24 protein-coding genes are annotated in these 14,459 nt (G+C 55.8%); all 24 read right to left on the bottom strand.

The features are described 5' to 3' along the window. Positions 1 to 796: respiratory chain complex I subunit 1 family protein (locus tag MVO87_RS08090; protein WP_297552844.1), on the bottom strand; the 796-nt coding region annotated here is incomplete at its 3' end. A 5-nt stretch (positions 797 to 801) separates the two neighbouring features. Then, entirely contained in the window at positions 802 to 2,079 is a 1,278-nt protein-coding gene (locus MVO87_RS08085; protein WP_297552834.1) for a hydrogenase large subunit, read from the bottom strand. Beyond that, positions 2,076 to 2,645: an NADH-quinone oxidoreductase subunit C gene (locus MVO87_RS08080; RefSeq protein ID WP_297552832.1), complete on the bottom strand. Its 570-nt coding sequence runs from the start codon at positions 2,643 to 2,645 to the stop codon at positions 2,076 to 2,078. Before MVO87_RS08080 ends, MVO87_RS08085 begins: the two co-directional genes overlap by 4 nt. Further along, the gene (locus MVO87_RS08075; RefSeq protein ID WP_297512332.1) at positions 2,638 to 3,162 is read right to left on the bottom strand and encodes an NADH-quinone oxidoreductase subunit B family protein; all 525 of its coding nucleotides are present in this window, start codon (positions 3,160 to 3,162) and stop codon (positions 2,638 to 2,640) included. Before MVO87_RS08075 ends, MVO87_RS08080 begins: the two co-directional genes overlap by 8 nt. A 6-nt stretch (positions 3,163 to 3,168) precedes the next feature. Continuing rightward, on the bottom strand, positions 3,169 to 3,516 hold the full coding sequence (gene mbhI, locus MVO87_RS08070; RefSeq protein ID WP_297512334.1) for a membrane-bound hydrogenase complex subunit MbhI: 348 nt from the start codon (positions 3,514 to 3,516) through the stop codon (positions 3,169 to 3,171). Between the two features lies 1 nt (position 3,517). Beyond that, on the bottom strand, positions 3,518 to 5,101 hold the full coding sequence (locus tag MVO87_RS08065) for a proton-conducting transporter transmembrane domain-containing protein (RefSeq protein ID WP_297552830.1): 1,584 nt from the start codon (positions 5,099 to 5,101) through the stop codon (positions 3,518 to 3,520). Beyond that, positions 5,098 to 5,457: an NADH-quinone oxidoreductase subunit K gene (locus MVO87_RS08060; RefSeq protein ID WP_012751202.1), complete on the bottom strand. Its 360-nt coding sequence runs from the start codon at positions 5,455 to 5,457 to the stop codon at positions 5,098 to 5,100. Before MVO87_RS08060 ends, MVO87_RS08065 begins: the two co-directional genes overlap by 4 nt. Further along, the gene (locus MVO87_RS08055) at positions 5,454 to 5,912 is read right to left on the bottom strand and encodes a Na(+)/H(+) antiporter subunit B (RefSeq protein WP_297512083.1); all 459 of its coding nucleotides are present in this window, start codon (positions 5,910 to 5,912) and stop codon (positions 5,454 to 5,456) included. The genes MVO87_RS08060 and MVO87_RS08055 overlap by 4 nt, the downstream gene beginning before the upstream one ends. After that, positions 5,909 to 6,205, bottom strand: a complete 297-nt coding sequence (mbhE, locus tag MVO87_RS08050; RefSeq protein ID WP_297512081.1) for a hydrogen gas-evolving membrane-bound hydrogenase subunit E — start codon at positions 6,203 to 6,205, stop codon at positions 5,909 to 5,911. The genes MVO87_RS08055 and mbhE overlap by 4 nt, the downstream gene beginning before the upstream one ends. After that, a complete protein-coding gene (locus tag MVO87_RS08045) occupies positions 6,202 to 6,465 on the bottom strand; it encodes a DUF4040 domain-containing protein (RefSeq protein ID WP_297512079.1) in 264 nt (87 codons plus the stop codon). Before MVO87_RS08045 ends, mbhE begins: the two co-directional genes overlap by 4 nt. Beyond that, positions 6,462 to 6,833, bottom strand: coding sequence for a monovalent cation/H(+) antiporter subunit G (gene mnhG, locus MVO87_RS08040; RefSeq protein WP_297512076.1), 372 nt, complete (start codon positions 6,831 to 6,833; stop codon positions 6,462 to 6,464). The genes MVO87_RS08045 and mnhG (MVO87_RS08040) overlap by 4 nt, the downstream gene beginning before the upstream one ends. Next, complete coding sequence (locus MVO87_RS08035; RefSeq protein ID WP_012751207.1) at positions 6,830 to 7,093, bottom strand: cation:proton antiporter; 264 nt, start codon at positions 7,091 to 7,093, stop codon at positions 6,830 to 6,832. The genes mnhG (MVO87_RS08040) and MVO87_RS08035 overlap by 4 nt, the downstream gene beginning before the upstream one ends. Continuing rightward, complete coding sequence (locus tag MVO87_RS08030) at positions 7,090 to 7,593, bottom strand: monovalent cation/H+ antiporter subunit E (RefSeq protein WP_297552829.1); 504 nt, start codon at positions 7,591 to 7,593, stop codon at positions 7,090 to 7,092. The genes MVO87_RS08035 and MVO87_RS08030 overlap by 4 nt, the downstream gene beginning before the upstream one ends. Before the next feature lie 137 nt (positions 7,594 to 7,730). Further along, on the bottom strand, positions 7,731 to 9,299 hold the full coding sequence (locus MVO87_RS08025) for a proton-conducting transporter transmembrane domain-containing protein (RefSeq protein ID WP_297552842.1): 1,569 nt from the start codon (positions 9,297 to 9,299) through the stop codon (positions 7,731 to 7,733). Positions 9,300 to 9,309: 10 nt separating this feature from the next. Then, the gene (locus MVO87_RS08020) at positions 9,310 to 9,795 is read right to left on the bottom strand and encodes a Na+/H+ antiporter subunit E (RefSeq protein WP_297552827.1); all 486 of its coding nucleotides are present in this window, start codon (positions 9,793 to 9,795) and stop codon (positions 9,310 to 9,312) included. Then, a complete protein-coding gene (locus tag MVO87_RS08015; RefSeq protein ID WP_297552825.1) occupies positions 9,792 to 10,196 on the bottom strand; it encodes a sodium:proton antiporter in 405 nt (134 codons plus the stop codon). The genes MVO87_RS08020 and MVO87_RS08015 overlap by 4 nt, the downstream gene beginning before the upstream one ends. Further along, a complete protein-coding gene (locus MVO87_RS08010) occupies positions 10,193 to 10,951 on the bottom strand; it encodes an MnhB domain-containing protein (RefSeq protein ID WP_297552823.1) in 759 nt (252 codons plus the stop codon). The genes MVO87_RS08015 and MVO87_RS08010 overlap by 4 nt, the downstream gene beginning before the upstream one ends. Continuing rightward, on the bottom strand, positions 10,952 to 11,206 hold the full coding sequence (locus MVO87_RS08005; RefSeq protein WP_297552822.1) for a hydrogenase subunit MbhD domain-containing protein: 255 nt from the start codon (positions 11,204 to 11,206) through the stop codon (positions 10,952 to 10,954). Next, positions 11,203 to 11,550 (bottom strand): monovalent cation/H(+) antiporter subunit G, encoded by a 348-nt coding sequence (mnhG, locus tag MVO87_RS08000; RefSeq protein ID WP_297552820.1) that lies wholly within the window; start codon positions 11,548 to 11,550, stop codon positions 11,203 to 11,205. The genes MVO87_RS08005 and mnhG (MVO87_RS08000) overlap by 4 nt, the downstream gene beginning before the upstream one ends. Then, positions 11,547 to 11,825, bottom strand: a complete 279-nt coding sequence (locus tag MVO87_RS07995) for an MrpF/PhaF family protein (protein WP_297552818.1) — start codon at positions 11,823 to 11,825, stop codon at positions 11,547 to 11,549. The genes mnhG (MVO87_RS08000) and MVO87_RS07995 overlap by 4 nt, the downstream gene beginning before the upstream one ends. 39 nt (positions 11,826 to 11,864) lie before the next feature. Next, positions 11,865 to 12,899 (bottom strand): formate/nitrite transporter family protein, encoded by a 1,035-nt coding sequence (locus MVO87_RS07990; protein ID WP_297552816.1) that lies wholly within the window; start codon positions 12,897 to 12,899, stop codon positions 11,865 to 11,867. Between the two features lie 6 nt (positions 12,900 to 12,905). Then, the gene (locus MVO87_RS07985; protein ID WP_297552814.1) at positions 12,906 to 13,184 is read right to left on the bottom strand and encodes a hypothetical protein; all 279 of its coding nucleotides are present in this window, start codon (positions 13,182 to 13,184) and stop codon (positions 12,906 to 12,908) included. After that, positions 13,114 to 13,965 (bottom strand): NADH-quinone oxidoreductase subunit B family protein, encoded by an 852-nt coding sequence (locus MVO87_RS07980; RefSeq protein ID WP_297552812.1) that lies wholly within the window; start codon positions 13,963 to 13,965, stop codon positions 13,114 to 13,116. Before MVO87_RS07980 ends, MVO87_RS07985 begins: the two co-directional genes overlap by 71 nt. After that, positions 13,962 to 14,459 carry a 4Fe-4S dicluster domain-containing protein gene (locus tag MVO87_RS07975; protein ID WP_015857683.1) on the bottom strand — a complete coding sequence of 166 codons (498 nt, stop codon included), beginning with the start codon at positions 14,457 to 14,459 and terminating at the stop codon, positions 13,962 to 13,964. Before MVO87_RS07975 ends, MVO87_RS07980 begins: the two co-directional genes overlap by 4 nt.

The following is a 14,459-nucleotide window of genomic DNA, read 5'->3' as shown; positions in this document are numbered from 1 at the left end:
TCAGGCCAAAATATCCCGCTATTCCCCAGGGGAAGAATATAGCCACGACGAGGGAAGCCGCTATAAAGGTCTTGAGGGCCTTCGTCAGCTTGAGCAGTGCCAGATACCTCCCGCTGTACTCGACGAGCAGACCCTCAGCTATCTCCTCCTCCGCATCTGGTATGTTGAAGAACCCGACCTCCATCTCGCTTGCCAGCCACACGGAGAAGACGTAGAGGAGTATTACCGCCCCAACGAAGCTCATTGGAGTTCCTATCTCCCAGATGTTGTGCTGGTAAAAGACCCCCATGCTGAAGGGCTTGTCAACGCCCAGCTTTTCGAGGCGCCACATTATTGCAAAGATAGCAAGCATCATGGCTGGCTCCCTTGACACCAGTATGGCCGCTTCCCTCGCCGCTCCGATTTTCGCGTAGGGGTTGCCCGAGCTTATCGCTCCCACCACCTTGAAGAAGCATATCAGCGTGAGGAGGTAGATGAAGACTATGACGTCGCCCTTGCTGGCCAAAATCGGTGTGAAGCCCATCGGCGTGTAAGCCAGGAGCGCTATCGCCGTTGCCAGAGCTAAAACCGGCGCGGCCCTGAACATGTAGTTGGCGGTTTTGGGCACTATGGTTTCCTTGCTCGCCAGCTTGAGGAAGTCGTAGAAGGGCTGAACGATTGGCGGTCCGACGCGCCTCTGCATCCTCGCAACCAGTTTCCTGTCTATTCCCTCCCAGAGGAGCGAGGCGAGCGAAACGAAGCCGTAGAGCCCGAGCAGGCCCGCAATCGGGTAAACTATGCTCCCCATCACGTCCATGAGCATCACCTCGAACAGCCGAACCCTACAGGGGTTGGGTCTCCCTTTATTGCGGGATTAATCTCGCGCGTCTTCTTTATCGAGGCCTTCAGGAGGTCCTTCTCGGTCAGAACCCTCTTCTTTCCGTCTTCGACGACCGCAACCCTGTCCGTACAGCTCAGGCACGGGTCTATCGAGGCGACGGCAACGACGAAGTCGGCCACCTGGTCGCCCTTGACGCCCTCAGCTACTGCGAACAGGTTCGGGAACGTTGGTTCTCTCGGCTTCCAGCGGAGGGGCTTGTCGCTTCCCTTCTTTCCACGGACGTAGTGCACCAGCTCCCCCCTCGGCGCCTCATACCTGCCTATTCCCTCGCCGTCAACCAGAAGCCTGAGCTTGGCGAAGAGGACGTTGTCCTTTGGGAAGGCCTTTATCTTACCGTCGGGCATCTGGTCGAGGGCGTGCTCGATAAGCTCTAAACTCTGCCACAGCTCGCCTATCCTCACCGCCATCCTGTCGAATACATCGCCCCTCGGCCTTTCGCCCGTAACGTCCTGGGGCATGACCGGCTTTATTCCCAGGTCGGGATAAACTCCTAACTTCTCGCTCCAGCGCGCGTCGTCACGGATTCCGCTTCCCCTTCCCGTTGGGCCGACTGCGCCCTGCTCCATCGCGACGCGCCTGCTTATAACCGCGCAGTCCCTGAAACGCGCCTCTATCGTCGGGTCGTGGAGGAAAATATCTTCAATCTGCGGGAAGACCTCCTTGTAGTACTTTATCATGTCGAGGATTATCCTTCTCCTCTTCTCGTCTATGTCCCTCCTGACGCCTCCGATGGTCACCATCGAGTAGTTGACGCGGTTTCCTGCAACGGCCTCAAGCGTGTCCATGACCTTTTCACGGGCGAGCCAGGTGAGGTGCAGAACCGTGTCGTAGCCTATGTCGTGGGCTAAAACGCCGAGGTTGAGCAGGTGGCTGTGTATCCTCTCGAGCTCGCCGATGATTACGCGGATGTACTCTGCCCTCTCGGGAACCTCTATTCCAGCGGCCTCTTCCACCGCCCTCGTGTAGGTGTGGTTGTGGGAGAAACTGCATATCCCGCATATCCTTTCGGCTAGGTACATTATCTGGATGTAGTTCCTCCTCATGGCTATCCACTGGATTCCGCGCAGGTTGTAGCCGAGCTTCACATCTACGTCAACTATCCTCTCGCCGTCGAGGGTGAGTATGAACTTCTCGGGCTCCTCTAAGCCGGGATGAATCGGGCCGAAGGGTATCTTGACCCAGTACTCAACCTTTGTCATGCCCTCTTCCCTCCTTTCTTTATGAGGTAGGGGTGGCCCGCGTTGTGCACCATCTCCTCCGGAATGCCCTTATCGTCGAGGCGGAGAGGGTATATGCCTTCGGGGAAGTCGTCCGGTAAAAAGAGCCTCCTCCTGTCTGGGATGCCCTCGAAGACTATCCCGACCATCTCTGCCGCTTCCCTCTCGTACTGGGTCGCTATGGGGAAGACGTCGCTGATGTCTGGAATCACCGGGTCGTCCTTCGGCACGCGGACGTCAACTATGAGCGACACCGCGGGAGCGTCATCGTAGTGGATTGCGAGGTGGCTCAGAAAGCCCAGCTCCTCCCCCAAATCCTGCTCGATGCCTATCGAGTAGTGGGCCTCGCCGTCGAGCTCCTTTATGAACCTCATCAGGGCCTTGTAGTCCTCCCTCGGGATTCTGACCCAGACCCTCTCGCGCCCCCACTTGTTGACCCTGACCTCGACCTGGGCATTTGGAAAGTGCTCCGCTATTGTTTCAGCCACTTTTTGGGCCTTGGTGGGCTCTTTGACCTCGTTCGCCTCGTTAACGGGGTTATCATTCATGTTCCTCCCCTCCCGGGACTTCTCCTTTCAGGATTTTAGCCAGCTTTTCCAGTGCCAAAACAACCCCATGTAGTATCGCCTCCGGCCTCGGCGGACAGCCCGGGACGTAAACATCGACAGGAATCACGTTGCCCAGCGGCGCGTTGGTGAAGGGGCTCTCGTAGAAGACACCGCCACCTGTGGCACAGGCCCCGACGGCCATGACTATCTTCGGGTCAGGTGTCTGCTCGTAAACCAGTTTGACCCTCTCAAGGCTCTGGTTGGTTACGGGCCCGGTGACGAGGAGTATGTCGGCGTGCCTGGGACTTCCGACGAGCTTGACTCCAAAGCGCTCTGCATCGTACCTCGGTGTTAAAATGGCTATGATTTCGATGTCGCAACCGTTGCACGAGCCGGTGTTCACGTGGAAGACCCAGGGCGACCTCCCGATGTAGCGGCACAGCTGGGCGATTCTCTTTTCAAGCCTCTCGCGCTCCGATGAGTTTGAACCGTTGTTGGCGGGAACTGTTATCGCCATCCCATCTCACCCCCAGATGAGCAATACCATCATCACGAAGGCGGTCGTTATTATCAGGTAGCTCACGTAATCCGTGAGCAGGCCGGTGTGCTCCCCCCTGAGGGCCGTGAAGAAGCGCTTGAGTGCGTAGGTTAGTCCCCACATGACGTTCCTGCCGGTGTAGCTGCCCTCAAGGTGCTCGAAGCCCGGAATAACCTTCTCGGGGTCCTCACCGCTGATGAATATCTTCGTCCCTTCTCCGACTTCCCTTGTCCCCATTCCGCTCTTCTTCGCCCACTTGTCGAGGAGGTAAGCCAAGATGAGTCCGACGATGAAAACGAGGACGAAGTAGAGCGCATCCCAGTAGCCGAACATTTCACGCACCCCCTAAGACGGCGCTTATGTAGGCCAGCTGGTCCTCAAGGGCTTTAGCCGCTGGAAGCATGACCTTCTCGCTTATCTGCCAGGGGAAGAGCCCCATGATGACTATCGCGACCGCGAGGATTATTATCGGCCAGAGCATGCTCGCCTCAGGGTCTTTGGCCTTCATTACCCTCTCGCTGGGCCTTCCGAAGAACGTGTAGAGAACCCTGACGTATGCTGCCGTACAGAATGCCGTTCCGATTATCGCTATCGCACCGAGTATCGGGTTGAATATGGCCGAGCTCTCGTAGATGAGCCACTTGCTCGCGAAGCCGTTGAGGGGTGGCATTCCTATTATCGCGGCCGCCCCGATGAGGAAGGCGAAAGTGGTCTTTGGCATTGTCTTAGCTAAACCGCTCAGCTCGTTGAGGTCCCTCGTGCCGAGCTCGTGGATTACGACTCCTGCAATCAGGAAGAGAAGCGCCTTCATGAGTGCGTGGTTGAAGGTGTGGTAAATCGCTCCTGCAAGGGCCACCTCGCCAGTGTGGCTTCCGTAGGCCGCTAAGCCGATTCCGAGGCCGAGGAGGATGTAGCCTATCTGTCCCACTGAGGAGTAAGCTAAGAGTCTCTTCATGTCTGTCTGGATTACCGCCATCGCGTTGCCTATTATCAGAGTCAGGCAGGCGAAGATTATGATGGCCCAGCCGACGGTGTTCATGTTAATGTAGGGGTAGCCATATGCTCTCAGTGCTTTGTATGCCAGTGGGCTGTAGATGCTGAATAGAAGCCTCGCGAGCGCGTAGACCCCTCCAACTTTGATGACCAGTCCAGAGAGCATCGCGCTTATTGAGCTCGGCGCGGCTGGGTGGGCATCTGCCAGCCACATGTGAACTGGTGAAGCACCGCTCTTGAAGAGGAGCCCCGCGATGAATAGGGCCAGCGCGACCTTTGCAGTGACCGTCGGGTTCTGGGCGAGCTTAACCGCGAGATAGCTCATCGTCAGCGTCCCGTACTGGCCGTAGAGGAGCGCTATGCCGAGTAAAATGAACGAGCTCGCTATCGAGCCGACGAACATGTACTTTATGCCCGCCTCGATGCCCTCCCATGTGTCGTTTCTAAAGGCGACCAGCGCGTAGCTGGCTATGCTCATGATTTCGAGGAAGACGTAGAAGTTGAAGAGGTCGCCGGTTATCGCTATGCCCAGCATTCCGAGCTCAAGGACTATGATGAGGGTGTAGTACTTGTCCAAGCCGGTGTCGTGCTTCATGTAGCCGAGCGAGTAAACCACCGCGAGGAAGCTAACGAGGGCCACCATGAGCACCATAATCGCGCCGAAGAGGTCGACCTCCCAGACTATCCTTATCGGGAAGCTGACGCCCTGGCCGAGCGGGCTCTTGGCTCCGAGGGTGTAGACGATTATCCCCCTGTCCTCCCAGACAGAGTAGAAGAGCGCCGAGGCGACCGCCAAAGTAGCACCGCTGATTATTACGGCCCAGGCCTCCCTCGCCTTTCTGCCGATGAGGCTCACTATCGGCATCGAGAACGCTCCGAAGAGCGGGATGATTATGAGGTATGGGAGTATGGCTTCCCCGTTCATCCCCTCAACCTCCTTAAAGCTCTCACGTCAAGGGTTCCGTAGTGGCGGTAGGCGTTTATCGTCAGGGCCATTGCCAGCGAGAGGACGCAGACGCCGATGACTATGCTCGTGAGAACCAGGGCCTGCGGAAGTGGCCCGACCATCGGGCTCTTCAGGGTCTCGTAGCCGGTATAAATCGGTGCCGTCGGAACCTCGTTCAGCTCTATGCGGTAGCCGAGGCTGATTAGGAGCAAATGAATGCCAGAATCTATGATGTCGAGCGCTAAAATCAGCTTGATGAGGTTTCTTTTGGCTAAGAAGGCGTATATCCCGAGGACTATGAGAAGGAAGGCCGTTATGAATTGAAACTGAATCATGACTTCCACCTCCTGTACATGGCTATGGCAACGAGCGCGCTCACAAGGCCCGTGAAGACCTTAAGGCCGACGGCAAGGTTCATTATGGGCAGGAATCCGGCCGAGAGGAGCGTTCCGGGCTTTCCGTTGAATATCGGCCCGTTGTGCCAGAGCGTGTTGTAGAAGAACGCCGTGCCTATGCCGAGCATCGCCGCGCCGAGGAAGACGAGACCGCCGAGCCCTTCGAGGGCAGAGTAGAGGTGCTTGTTGTAGTGCTTCCTCATCTCGTTGAGGCCGAATGCCACGAGGAACAGTATTCCAGCCCCGGCTATCGTCGCTCCTCCCTGGAAGCCACCTCCCGGTGTCAGGTGACCGTGGGCCACTATGTAGGCTCCGAAGATGCCTATGAGCGGGATTATTGCCCTCGCTGAGGTCTTGACGATGAGCCCCATATCGGTGCCGCACCTCGGCCTCATTCCTCATCCCCCCTCCAGGGCCTCAGAAGGGCCACAGCTCCCGCTATCGCCGTGAAAAGGACGGTCGCCTCTCCAATCGTATCGTAGCCACGGTAGTCGAACACTATGTCCGTGACGATGTTGGTACCGCCGACTTCCTGAACGCCGTGCGTGATGTAGTAGTTGTCGGTGTAGCGGAGGTTCTTCCAGTCGTCCCCGCCCGGGCCGAACTTGAGGCCGTAGTTGGGATTGGCCACGTAGAGAAGCACCCCGAGGATGAAGAGCAGTGAGAGGTAAGCTATCGTCTTCTTCATCGTTCCACCTCCCATCTCTCGGTCTTGGCTATGCCGTAAACCACGAGGGCGGTAACGACACCAGCTCCCACAGCTGCCTCGGCTATCGCGACGTCAGGCGCGTGTAGCATGTAGAACTCGAGGCTGAGGAGCAGGCTCATCGCGGCCGACATAAGCGTTGCCGCGAGAAGGTCCCTGAAGCGAATCGTGAGGTAGGCAGTGATGAGAACACCGATGAGTATTATTGCCTGAATTGCCATGTCAAGGGTGAGGGCGTTCATTCCTTTCCACCCCCGAGCTTCTCCTCGTATGCATCGATGACAGCTTTAGCCGGCTTGTAACCGCTCAGGTGCGCGGCTTTCGCTATTGCGTGCGCTCCGACCGGGTTCGTGAGGAGGAGCGCTATCAGGGCCACGAAGCTGTGAAGGGTCATCTGGAGGTACTTCGCATCGCCCGTGACGTGGAGCTGGTAGAGGGCGTGAGCCGCAACCGCAAAAACGGCGAATATCGTTCCAAAGGTAGTGCACTTGGTCGCGCCGTGGAGTCTCGTGTAAACGTCCGGGAAGCGGTGGAGGGCTATGCTCCCGAGGAGGTTGAAGGTGATGTTTACCGCGAGGAAGGCGTAAATCAGGTAGTTGACCCAGCTCATTCCAATCCCCCCTGGAGGTACCTCGCGATTATGAGCGTCCCGATGTAGCTCAGGAGCGCGTAGACGATTGCAATGTCAATGTAAATCGTCCTGTCGTAGGCCGCTCCGAGGAGAACCATCGCCGCGACGACGAGCGTGTTGAGCGTATCAACTCCCACGACCCTGTCCGGAACGCTGGGGCCGAGAAGAATCCTGAGTATAGCCAGGAACGCCGCAAACGAGATTATCAGTGCCGAGTAAAAAAAGACCGGCTCAATCATTTCCCCAACCTCCTGGCCCACTTTTCGAAGGGTCCCGAAACGGGCTCCGAGCTCTCAGGCTTCTCCATTCCCTTCGGTATGTCAATCCAGTGGACGTAGAGGGCCTTTTCCTCTGGGCAAGCGTCTATGGTCAGCGTTCCGGGCGTGAGGGTTATCGAGTTGCCGAGTATCGTGTACTGTGCGTCCTCCTCGAGGTCAACGGGAACCCTGACGATTCCTGGCCTTATCCTCCCTGTTATGACGAGCCACGCAACGTGAAAGTTGGCCTTGACCATTCCCCAGAAGAGAACAGGGGCGTAGGCAATCCACTCGAGCCACCTTATCGGGTTCAGGAAGCGGGTCGACTTCTCCCCGACGATGTCTTTCGTCGCGTACCCGATTATTCCGGCGAATATAAGGCCCGCTATGAGCTCTTGGCTGCTCCAGAGTAGCCCGTTGGTTCCGGCCGTTAGAACGAGCCAGAGGATGTAGGCGAAGACGAAGGCGACTATGAAGGGCAAGCTACCACCTCCGGATTAACATTTTTGTTTACCCTCGATTTTGACTTCTCTTTCCCGCTTAAAACGGTTTTCCAAAGCTCAGTTTGTCAAAAAAAGGTAAGAAACGCCTCGTTGTAAACCAAAAGTTAAAGAAGGGCTCAGAGGCCGAGTTTGGTTTTTGCCGCGTACTCCAAGGCCTTCTGGATGTACACCTTGTAATCCACAGCCTGAGCCGCCGCAGGGTCAACGTAGTGACTGACCACATACGGAGCAACCAAGCCAACAACAACGCATGCCAAGGCAAGGACCAGGCAAACACCGCTCATGCTCCAGCATTCCCTGCCCTCAACCTCCTTCCTGGGCTTCCCGAGCCAAACCTCATAAAACACCCTCACATAAGCCACCAAGGCAGTCACTGAACTAACAACAAGCACCAAAGCCAGCACTGGATTCTCATCCAAGAACACGTCGAAGAGAAGTAACTTACTGAAGAACACGTTGAACGGTGGAACACCAACGAGACTCAGCGAAGCCACCGCCAAACTGAACGTCGCCACTGGCATCTTCCTGCCAAGCCCCGCCAAATCCTCCAAGTTCCTCGAGCCCGCGGCGTGAATGAAGACTCCAGCCGAGAGGAAGAGCAAAGCCTTGGCGATAGCATGATTCACCATGTGAAAGATTGCCGCGCTCAGGGCAAGCTGAGTGCCAATGCCTACGGCCATTACAAGGTAACCCATGTGCATTATTGTCGAGTAAGCAATCAGCCTCTTCACGTCCTTTTGGACAAGCATCATTAACGCCCCGAACAGGGCTGAAACCGCCCCAAGGAGCATTAGGACGACGCTGAGCGCGTGAACCACGCTGGACAGGCTGGAAGTTAAAGCTCCACCGTAAACCGTGTACAGGAACCTGACCAAAGCGTAAACGCCAACGTTAACCACCACTCCTGAAAGGATTGCCGAAATTGGACTCGGGGCCGCTGGATGAGCCTCCGGAAGCCAGAAGTGGTTTGGAAACACGGCAGCCTTAATCAGGAACGCCCAAGTGGCTAAAGCCAAAGCAACTCCAGAGGCAATGACAACATCCCCGTAAGGCTTCCCAACCACCGGGAAGCTCATCCCGTGAACCAACGCGCTTAAGTTTGCGAAGTTCAGCGTTCCAAAGCCGTAATAAAGGACTCCCAGGGCTATAAAGTACATCGTCGTCCCAACCGCGCCAATCAGCGCGTATTTTAATCCAGCAACTACTGAATCCCCCCTGTCCCTGTAGTACATGACTAAAGCGTAAGCCGCAATGCTCGTAACCTCAATCATGACGAAGAGGTTGAAGGCGTCACCCGTTAAGAGGACGCCGAGCAAGCCAGCCTCAAGCCCGAGGTAAAGCGTGTAATACCACTCCAGGCCGGCTTCGCCCTCAAGATAGCGGTAACTGTAGATTGCAATGAGGAACATTAGTGTGGCAGTTACCAGGGCTATTAAAGCGCTCATCTTGTCGGCCTCGTAGATTATGCCCACTGGAGCAGTCCAGCCGCCGAAAGTGTAAATCAATGGTTCTTTTGAAGAGTACGCCAGCTGGAAGAGTTTGACGGCGCTTAGGAGAGTCAAGCCCGTGCCTGTCAAAGCGTAAGCCTGCACAATCCTCCTGTCGCCCTTGACGAGGATTGAAGTTAGCGGTAATGCGAAGGCGAAGAGGATTGGGATTATTGGGGTTAAGCCAACCACGTTCATCCTCACCACCTCACTCGAATATCCTCTCCGCGTACTTCTCAAACTCCTCACAGATTTCTTTTTTGGCTTCTTCAGGCTCATCAGTAGTCACGTTAATCCAGTTCACGTACAGGTAATCCTCGTCCACGTCAACGACAACTGTCCCAGGAGTGTTCGTAATCGAGTTGGCGACGAGAGTCCTCGCGTACTCGCTCTTCACCTTCAATGGGACCTTCACTATGCCGGGTTCAATGTCACCAGTGATTATCCGCCTCATCACGTCCGCGTGCGCCTTGACTTCCGCGACAAGGAAGTACCAGAGGAAGTAAACCAAGCCCCAGGCCCATCTAACTGGATTGAGGGCTTTGGCATCGTTCTCCACGAGGAATCTTCCAACGAGGAGGCCGATGGCTACTCCAACTATTACGCCAGTAACCAAATCGTAGGGTGTGAGTGAGCCTGTGAAGATGATGTACGTGATGAAGGCGAGTAAGGCCGTTGCTACAACCCCCCTCATGCTTCCTCCCTCCTCAGTAACTCGGGGAGTGTTTTCCCGACTTCTCTAACGTCCAGCGTCCCGTAAATCCTGTAAATTTGAATTACCGCGAAGGCAATGAGAATGTTGACCGCCATGCCAATGACTACCGCCGTTATGACTAACGCTTGGGGAAGCGGGTCAACGGCCGTTTTGACGAACTCGCCGAGGGCCCTCTTTGAGAGTTCGGGCAAGATTGGTGGCTTCACGGGGTAGATTACTCTATAACCGAGGAGGACTACGAGAACGTTTGCCGTATCCCCGAAGATTGTCAATGCAATGAGCTTTTTCACGAGGTTTGGTTTCGCGACAATCCCGTAAACGCTTATGATGAGCGTCGCGAGGAGTGAGACTATCGTAATGCTCCATAGGAGTGATATCATCTCCTCACCCCCAGGAATTTCTTGAACTTCTCCTCTGGAATGCTGAGAAGCAGGAAGACTGCCGTGAAGCCCGCTCCTACCGCGAGGTACTCGAAGAGGTTGTACAGCACGAGTGAGCCTCCTAAGGGCACTCCGAGGGCTTCTCCTGGAAAGATTGGCTGGTTCTGCATGATATAACCGCTGACGAGGAGTGGTGTTAGGGCGGTGAGTGCTATTCCGAGTAAGCCAATGGAGCGGATTATTATTGCCCTCGTCTTGTCTAAACCGTTTTTCTCGAGGGCGTATTTGGTGTAGGCGGCTATTACGAGGAGGGGTGCTACCGCCAAGGCCGAACCGCCCTGGAAGCCGCCGCCGGGCGTTAATTGCCCGTGAAGGGCTATTGAGGCTGAGACCGCTAAAATCATTGCAACCGTGAGTTTTGTGACCACTACGACAGGCTCTGGAAGCTGTGGTTTTGGCTCGCCTTGTTTTGCTTCTTCGCTTTGCTCTCTGTTCAGTCTGAAGATGGTGAGGCTTCCGATTATTGCGAGGAAGAAGACGGCCGTTTCGAACAGCGTGTCAACGCCACGGTAGTCCCAGAGGATTGAGGTTACTACCTCCGGGCTTTTTGCTGAGTGTTCTCCGAAGTAGCTGTTTTCGAGGTAGTACTCTCCGAGCGGGTGGAGGTTTTCGGGTGGGATAATGTTCTGGGCGAGGTAAATTGCCACTCCGAGTGTGATGATGAGGATTGTAAGCAGGCCGGTTAAGCGTTTCATTTACATCACCTCGTATCGTTCGGTTTTCCCGATGATGAAGATGAGGAGTGCCGAGTATATTCCCACTGCGATTGCGACGTATGCCAGAACGATGTCGGGCGCCATTAGGAGGTAGAATGCGATTGCATAGGCTATTGCCTGGACTGCGGAGTAGCCCACAGCCTTGAGAAGGTCTTTTTCCGTTATTGCTAAGTAGGAGGCGATTAATCCGATTAGTGCGGTTATTGCGAGGATTGTTAAGTGTAACTCAATCATTTTCTCGCCTCCTTTAGGTGGTCTATTTTGGGTTTCCACTCCACAGCGTTAGTTTTGTGGGCGGCGTATGCTAATGCTGTGGCTCCTGCTGGTGCGGCGAGGAGGGTGATTATCCCCGTGATGAGGCTGGCTCCTGCTATTGCGTGCTTGTGTGGTATGTTTGTGCCGAGTGCTAGTAGTGCTACTCCGAAGAGGGGGATTGCTGCTCCTCCTATTGTTCCGATTGTTGCCGCGTGTAGTCTGACGTAGAAGTTTGGGAATTTTAGAAGGCCGATTGCTCCAAAGAGGTCGCAGATTCCGCCGATGGTTACTAGGATTGCGCCGAGGAGGAAAAGTATGTTCACGCTCCCACCTCCTTTTTTGTGAGGTGGTTTGCGATGTAAACGTCGAGCAAGTAGGCCCAGAGTGCGAGGGTTATGGCTCCACTGATGAGATACACGCTTTTGAAGTAGATCGCGAGGATTGCCATGAATGCGGCTATGTCGAAGCTCATGCAGTCTACTGCGAGGATTATGTCTGGTATTGTTGGGCCTTTGATGGCTCTGACCGTGTAGAGGAGGAAGGCCGTCACGTAGAGTGGGAGGATGATTTTCATGAGCATAACAACCTCAGACGACATCAGTCTCACCTCTCGAATTGTGAAAAAAGGAAAGGGCCGTCAGGCGGGCTTGGCAACCTTGGCAAGCGCAAAGGTGCCGACTATGTAGTAGATTGAAAGCACCACCGGGACGGCGTACATGGCACCGCTTCCCATGGCCTTGTCAAGGGCGATGCCTATTCCAGCGGGTATCAGCGTGGCCAGAATCCAGAACACTGCGAACACGACGAGGAAGTCAACGATTTCCTTGACGAGTCTCTCGGCCGTCAGCTCGGGGTGGCTGAGGTACCAGTAGTAGAACGCCACGAAGAGGAAGCCTCCAACCGCGTTGCCGAAGGTCACTGGGATTACGTTGTGGAAGAACTGGCTCCAGGTTATGGCGTAGTTGCTGGCTATTATGCCCGTCGGAATCGCCCACATGTTCGCTATCGCGTGCTCGAAGCCTATGGCAACGAAGGCGAATATCGGGAACCATATGGCCAGTATCTTGCCGGCCCCGTCCTGCACCCTGGCTGACTGCCAGATGGCGAGGTTGACGAGCCAGTTACATCCTATTCCAAGGAAGAACAGGGCCAGTATGTCCTTTGAGACCTTGCCGTGCGCTATTGCAACGACTGTGTTGCCGAAGAGGTTCGGGTCGCCGACGTGGCCGAAGAGTCCCGTGAGCGGAACCGCCATGAGCGCTAGGAATATAGAGCCTATGAAGTTTCCACCGTAGCTTCCGAACCAGTTGTAGAGGACGCACTTGAAGTCGGCGTAGCCCTTGACCTTGGCCGAGCTGAGGAACTGGACGTTGCCTGTCCAGAGGTCCGCTCCTCCAAGGACGACCGCTATGAGGCCGACCGGGAAGACCGCACCGAGCAGGACCTTGAAGAGCGCCTTGTTGAAGGTGTCACCCACTGCAAACGGCGGGTACTTGGCGATACAGCCGGCCACGACGGCCAGCAGGAAGCCGAAGGCTATGAAGGCACCCGCCATAAAGCCGGCGAAGAGCAGCCTTCCAGGGGTTGTCTTAAACTTCGGGGTGGCCTTCTTGGCTATGCCCTCAAAGGTCGTATCCACCCCGTACAGTATTTTCTCCTTTGCATCCACCATCTTTGCTCACCCCCTTTCCAATTTGAGCTTTTCATCGGGTTTCAGGCCGCTGAGGGCCCTCATCAGGACTTCCCTGTCCCTTCCGGGGAGTTTGAGCTTGAGGACCCCCGGAAGGTCATCTAAGGTAAGGTATGAACGTCCGAAGACCTTCCGTATCAGTTTGCACGTCTCCACCGACACCTCACCGACCTCCTCGTAGAGGGTGAAGTCGGCGTCAACGTGGTCCAGCATCGCCGTCAGCGGAGACCTGAAGCCCACGTACCTCGCCTTGAAGAGCTTCGGCACTCCCTTTCACCTCCCATCCGTACTTCTCCTTCAGCCTGAGGAACTCCCGTTTGAGAACCCTCATGGCGAGTGAAACCCTCGGGTCAGGGTTCTTCAGGCAGTAGCCCTGAATGAGTCCGTGTAGCTCCTCCGCGCTCTTGGCTTTCGCGACGAGCCCCATGAAGTCCTCGAGAACCTTCTCCCTGTCGAAGTAGCCAACGACGTACTTCAGCCTCTCCCTAAGGCTCAGGCGTATCCTCTCCTCGATTGGGTACTCGGGAAGCTCGAAGCCGACCTCTTCAGTGTAGTACTCCCCTTTAACCTGCTTCTCGACGAGTCCTAGAGCCAAGGCTACTCCATACAGTATTTCCTCGGGCCTCGGCGGACAGCCGGGGATGTAAACAACGGGGCCAACGTATTCTCCCTCGTCCCTCAAGTCCTGAACCAGCTCGAATATTCCGCCCCTCCTAGGATATTCTTGTCCCTCCCTGCCGCTCTCAGGACGTCTGTATATCGGATAGCCGTTGTAGAATATCCCCCCGCTGCATGCGCACGTTCCTATGGCCACTATTATCCTCGGCTTCGGGGGCATCGCCTTTATTGCCTCTTTGGCCGCGTAGTAGGCCTGCCTCGTGAGCGGGCCCGTTGCGGCCATCGCGTGGGCGTGCCTCGGTGAAGCGGCAAGCCTGACGCCAAGCCTTTCAGCGTCATAATACGGGGTCAGAATGTCGAAGAGCTCTATCTCGCACCCGTTGCAGGCTCCGGTGTCGAGGTGGAAAACATAAAGCGAGCGGAGCCTCATTCTACCACCTCCCTGCTCGCCTCTACGGCATCATCAACGGTGAGCTTCCTCCGGCAGTTCCTGCAGAGGATTGCGCGTTTTCTGATTTCATCCCCGTCAAAGAGCCCCTCTGGGAGTATCTGGAGGGCCTTTTCGAGGGCCCTCTCGGTGTAGTCCGTGTAGCTTCCGCAGTTGGGACACCTGTGGAGCCTTAGCTCAACGACCTCGACGTGGTCTTTCCTGTCAAGGGTTGCCACCTCGAAGTTCCTCGTCATCCTTATCGCTCCCGTCGGGCAGGCCTCGTCACAGCGGGCACAGCGTATGCACCTGCCAACGTCGAGGACGATTTTCCTCGTTCCTTTTTCGTAATCGTCTATCCTCAGCAGCGCATCGGCGGGACAGGCGTTAACGCAGGCGCCACAGCCTATGCAGAGCCTCGGGTTTATGTGCGGAACTCCCCTGTACTCGGGAGGGGCCTCAATCTTCACGAAGGGGTACTTCAGCGTGACGGCCAT

This window comes from Thermococcus sp., assembly GCF_027063845.1.
Classification (GTDB): domain Archaea; phylum Methanobacteriota_B; class Thermococci; order Thermococcales; family Thermococcaceae; genus Thermococcus.
The sequence above is the reverse complement of the archived record's forward strand: the minus strand, read 5'-3'. Positions and strand labels throughout refer to the sequence as shown.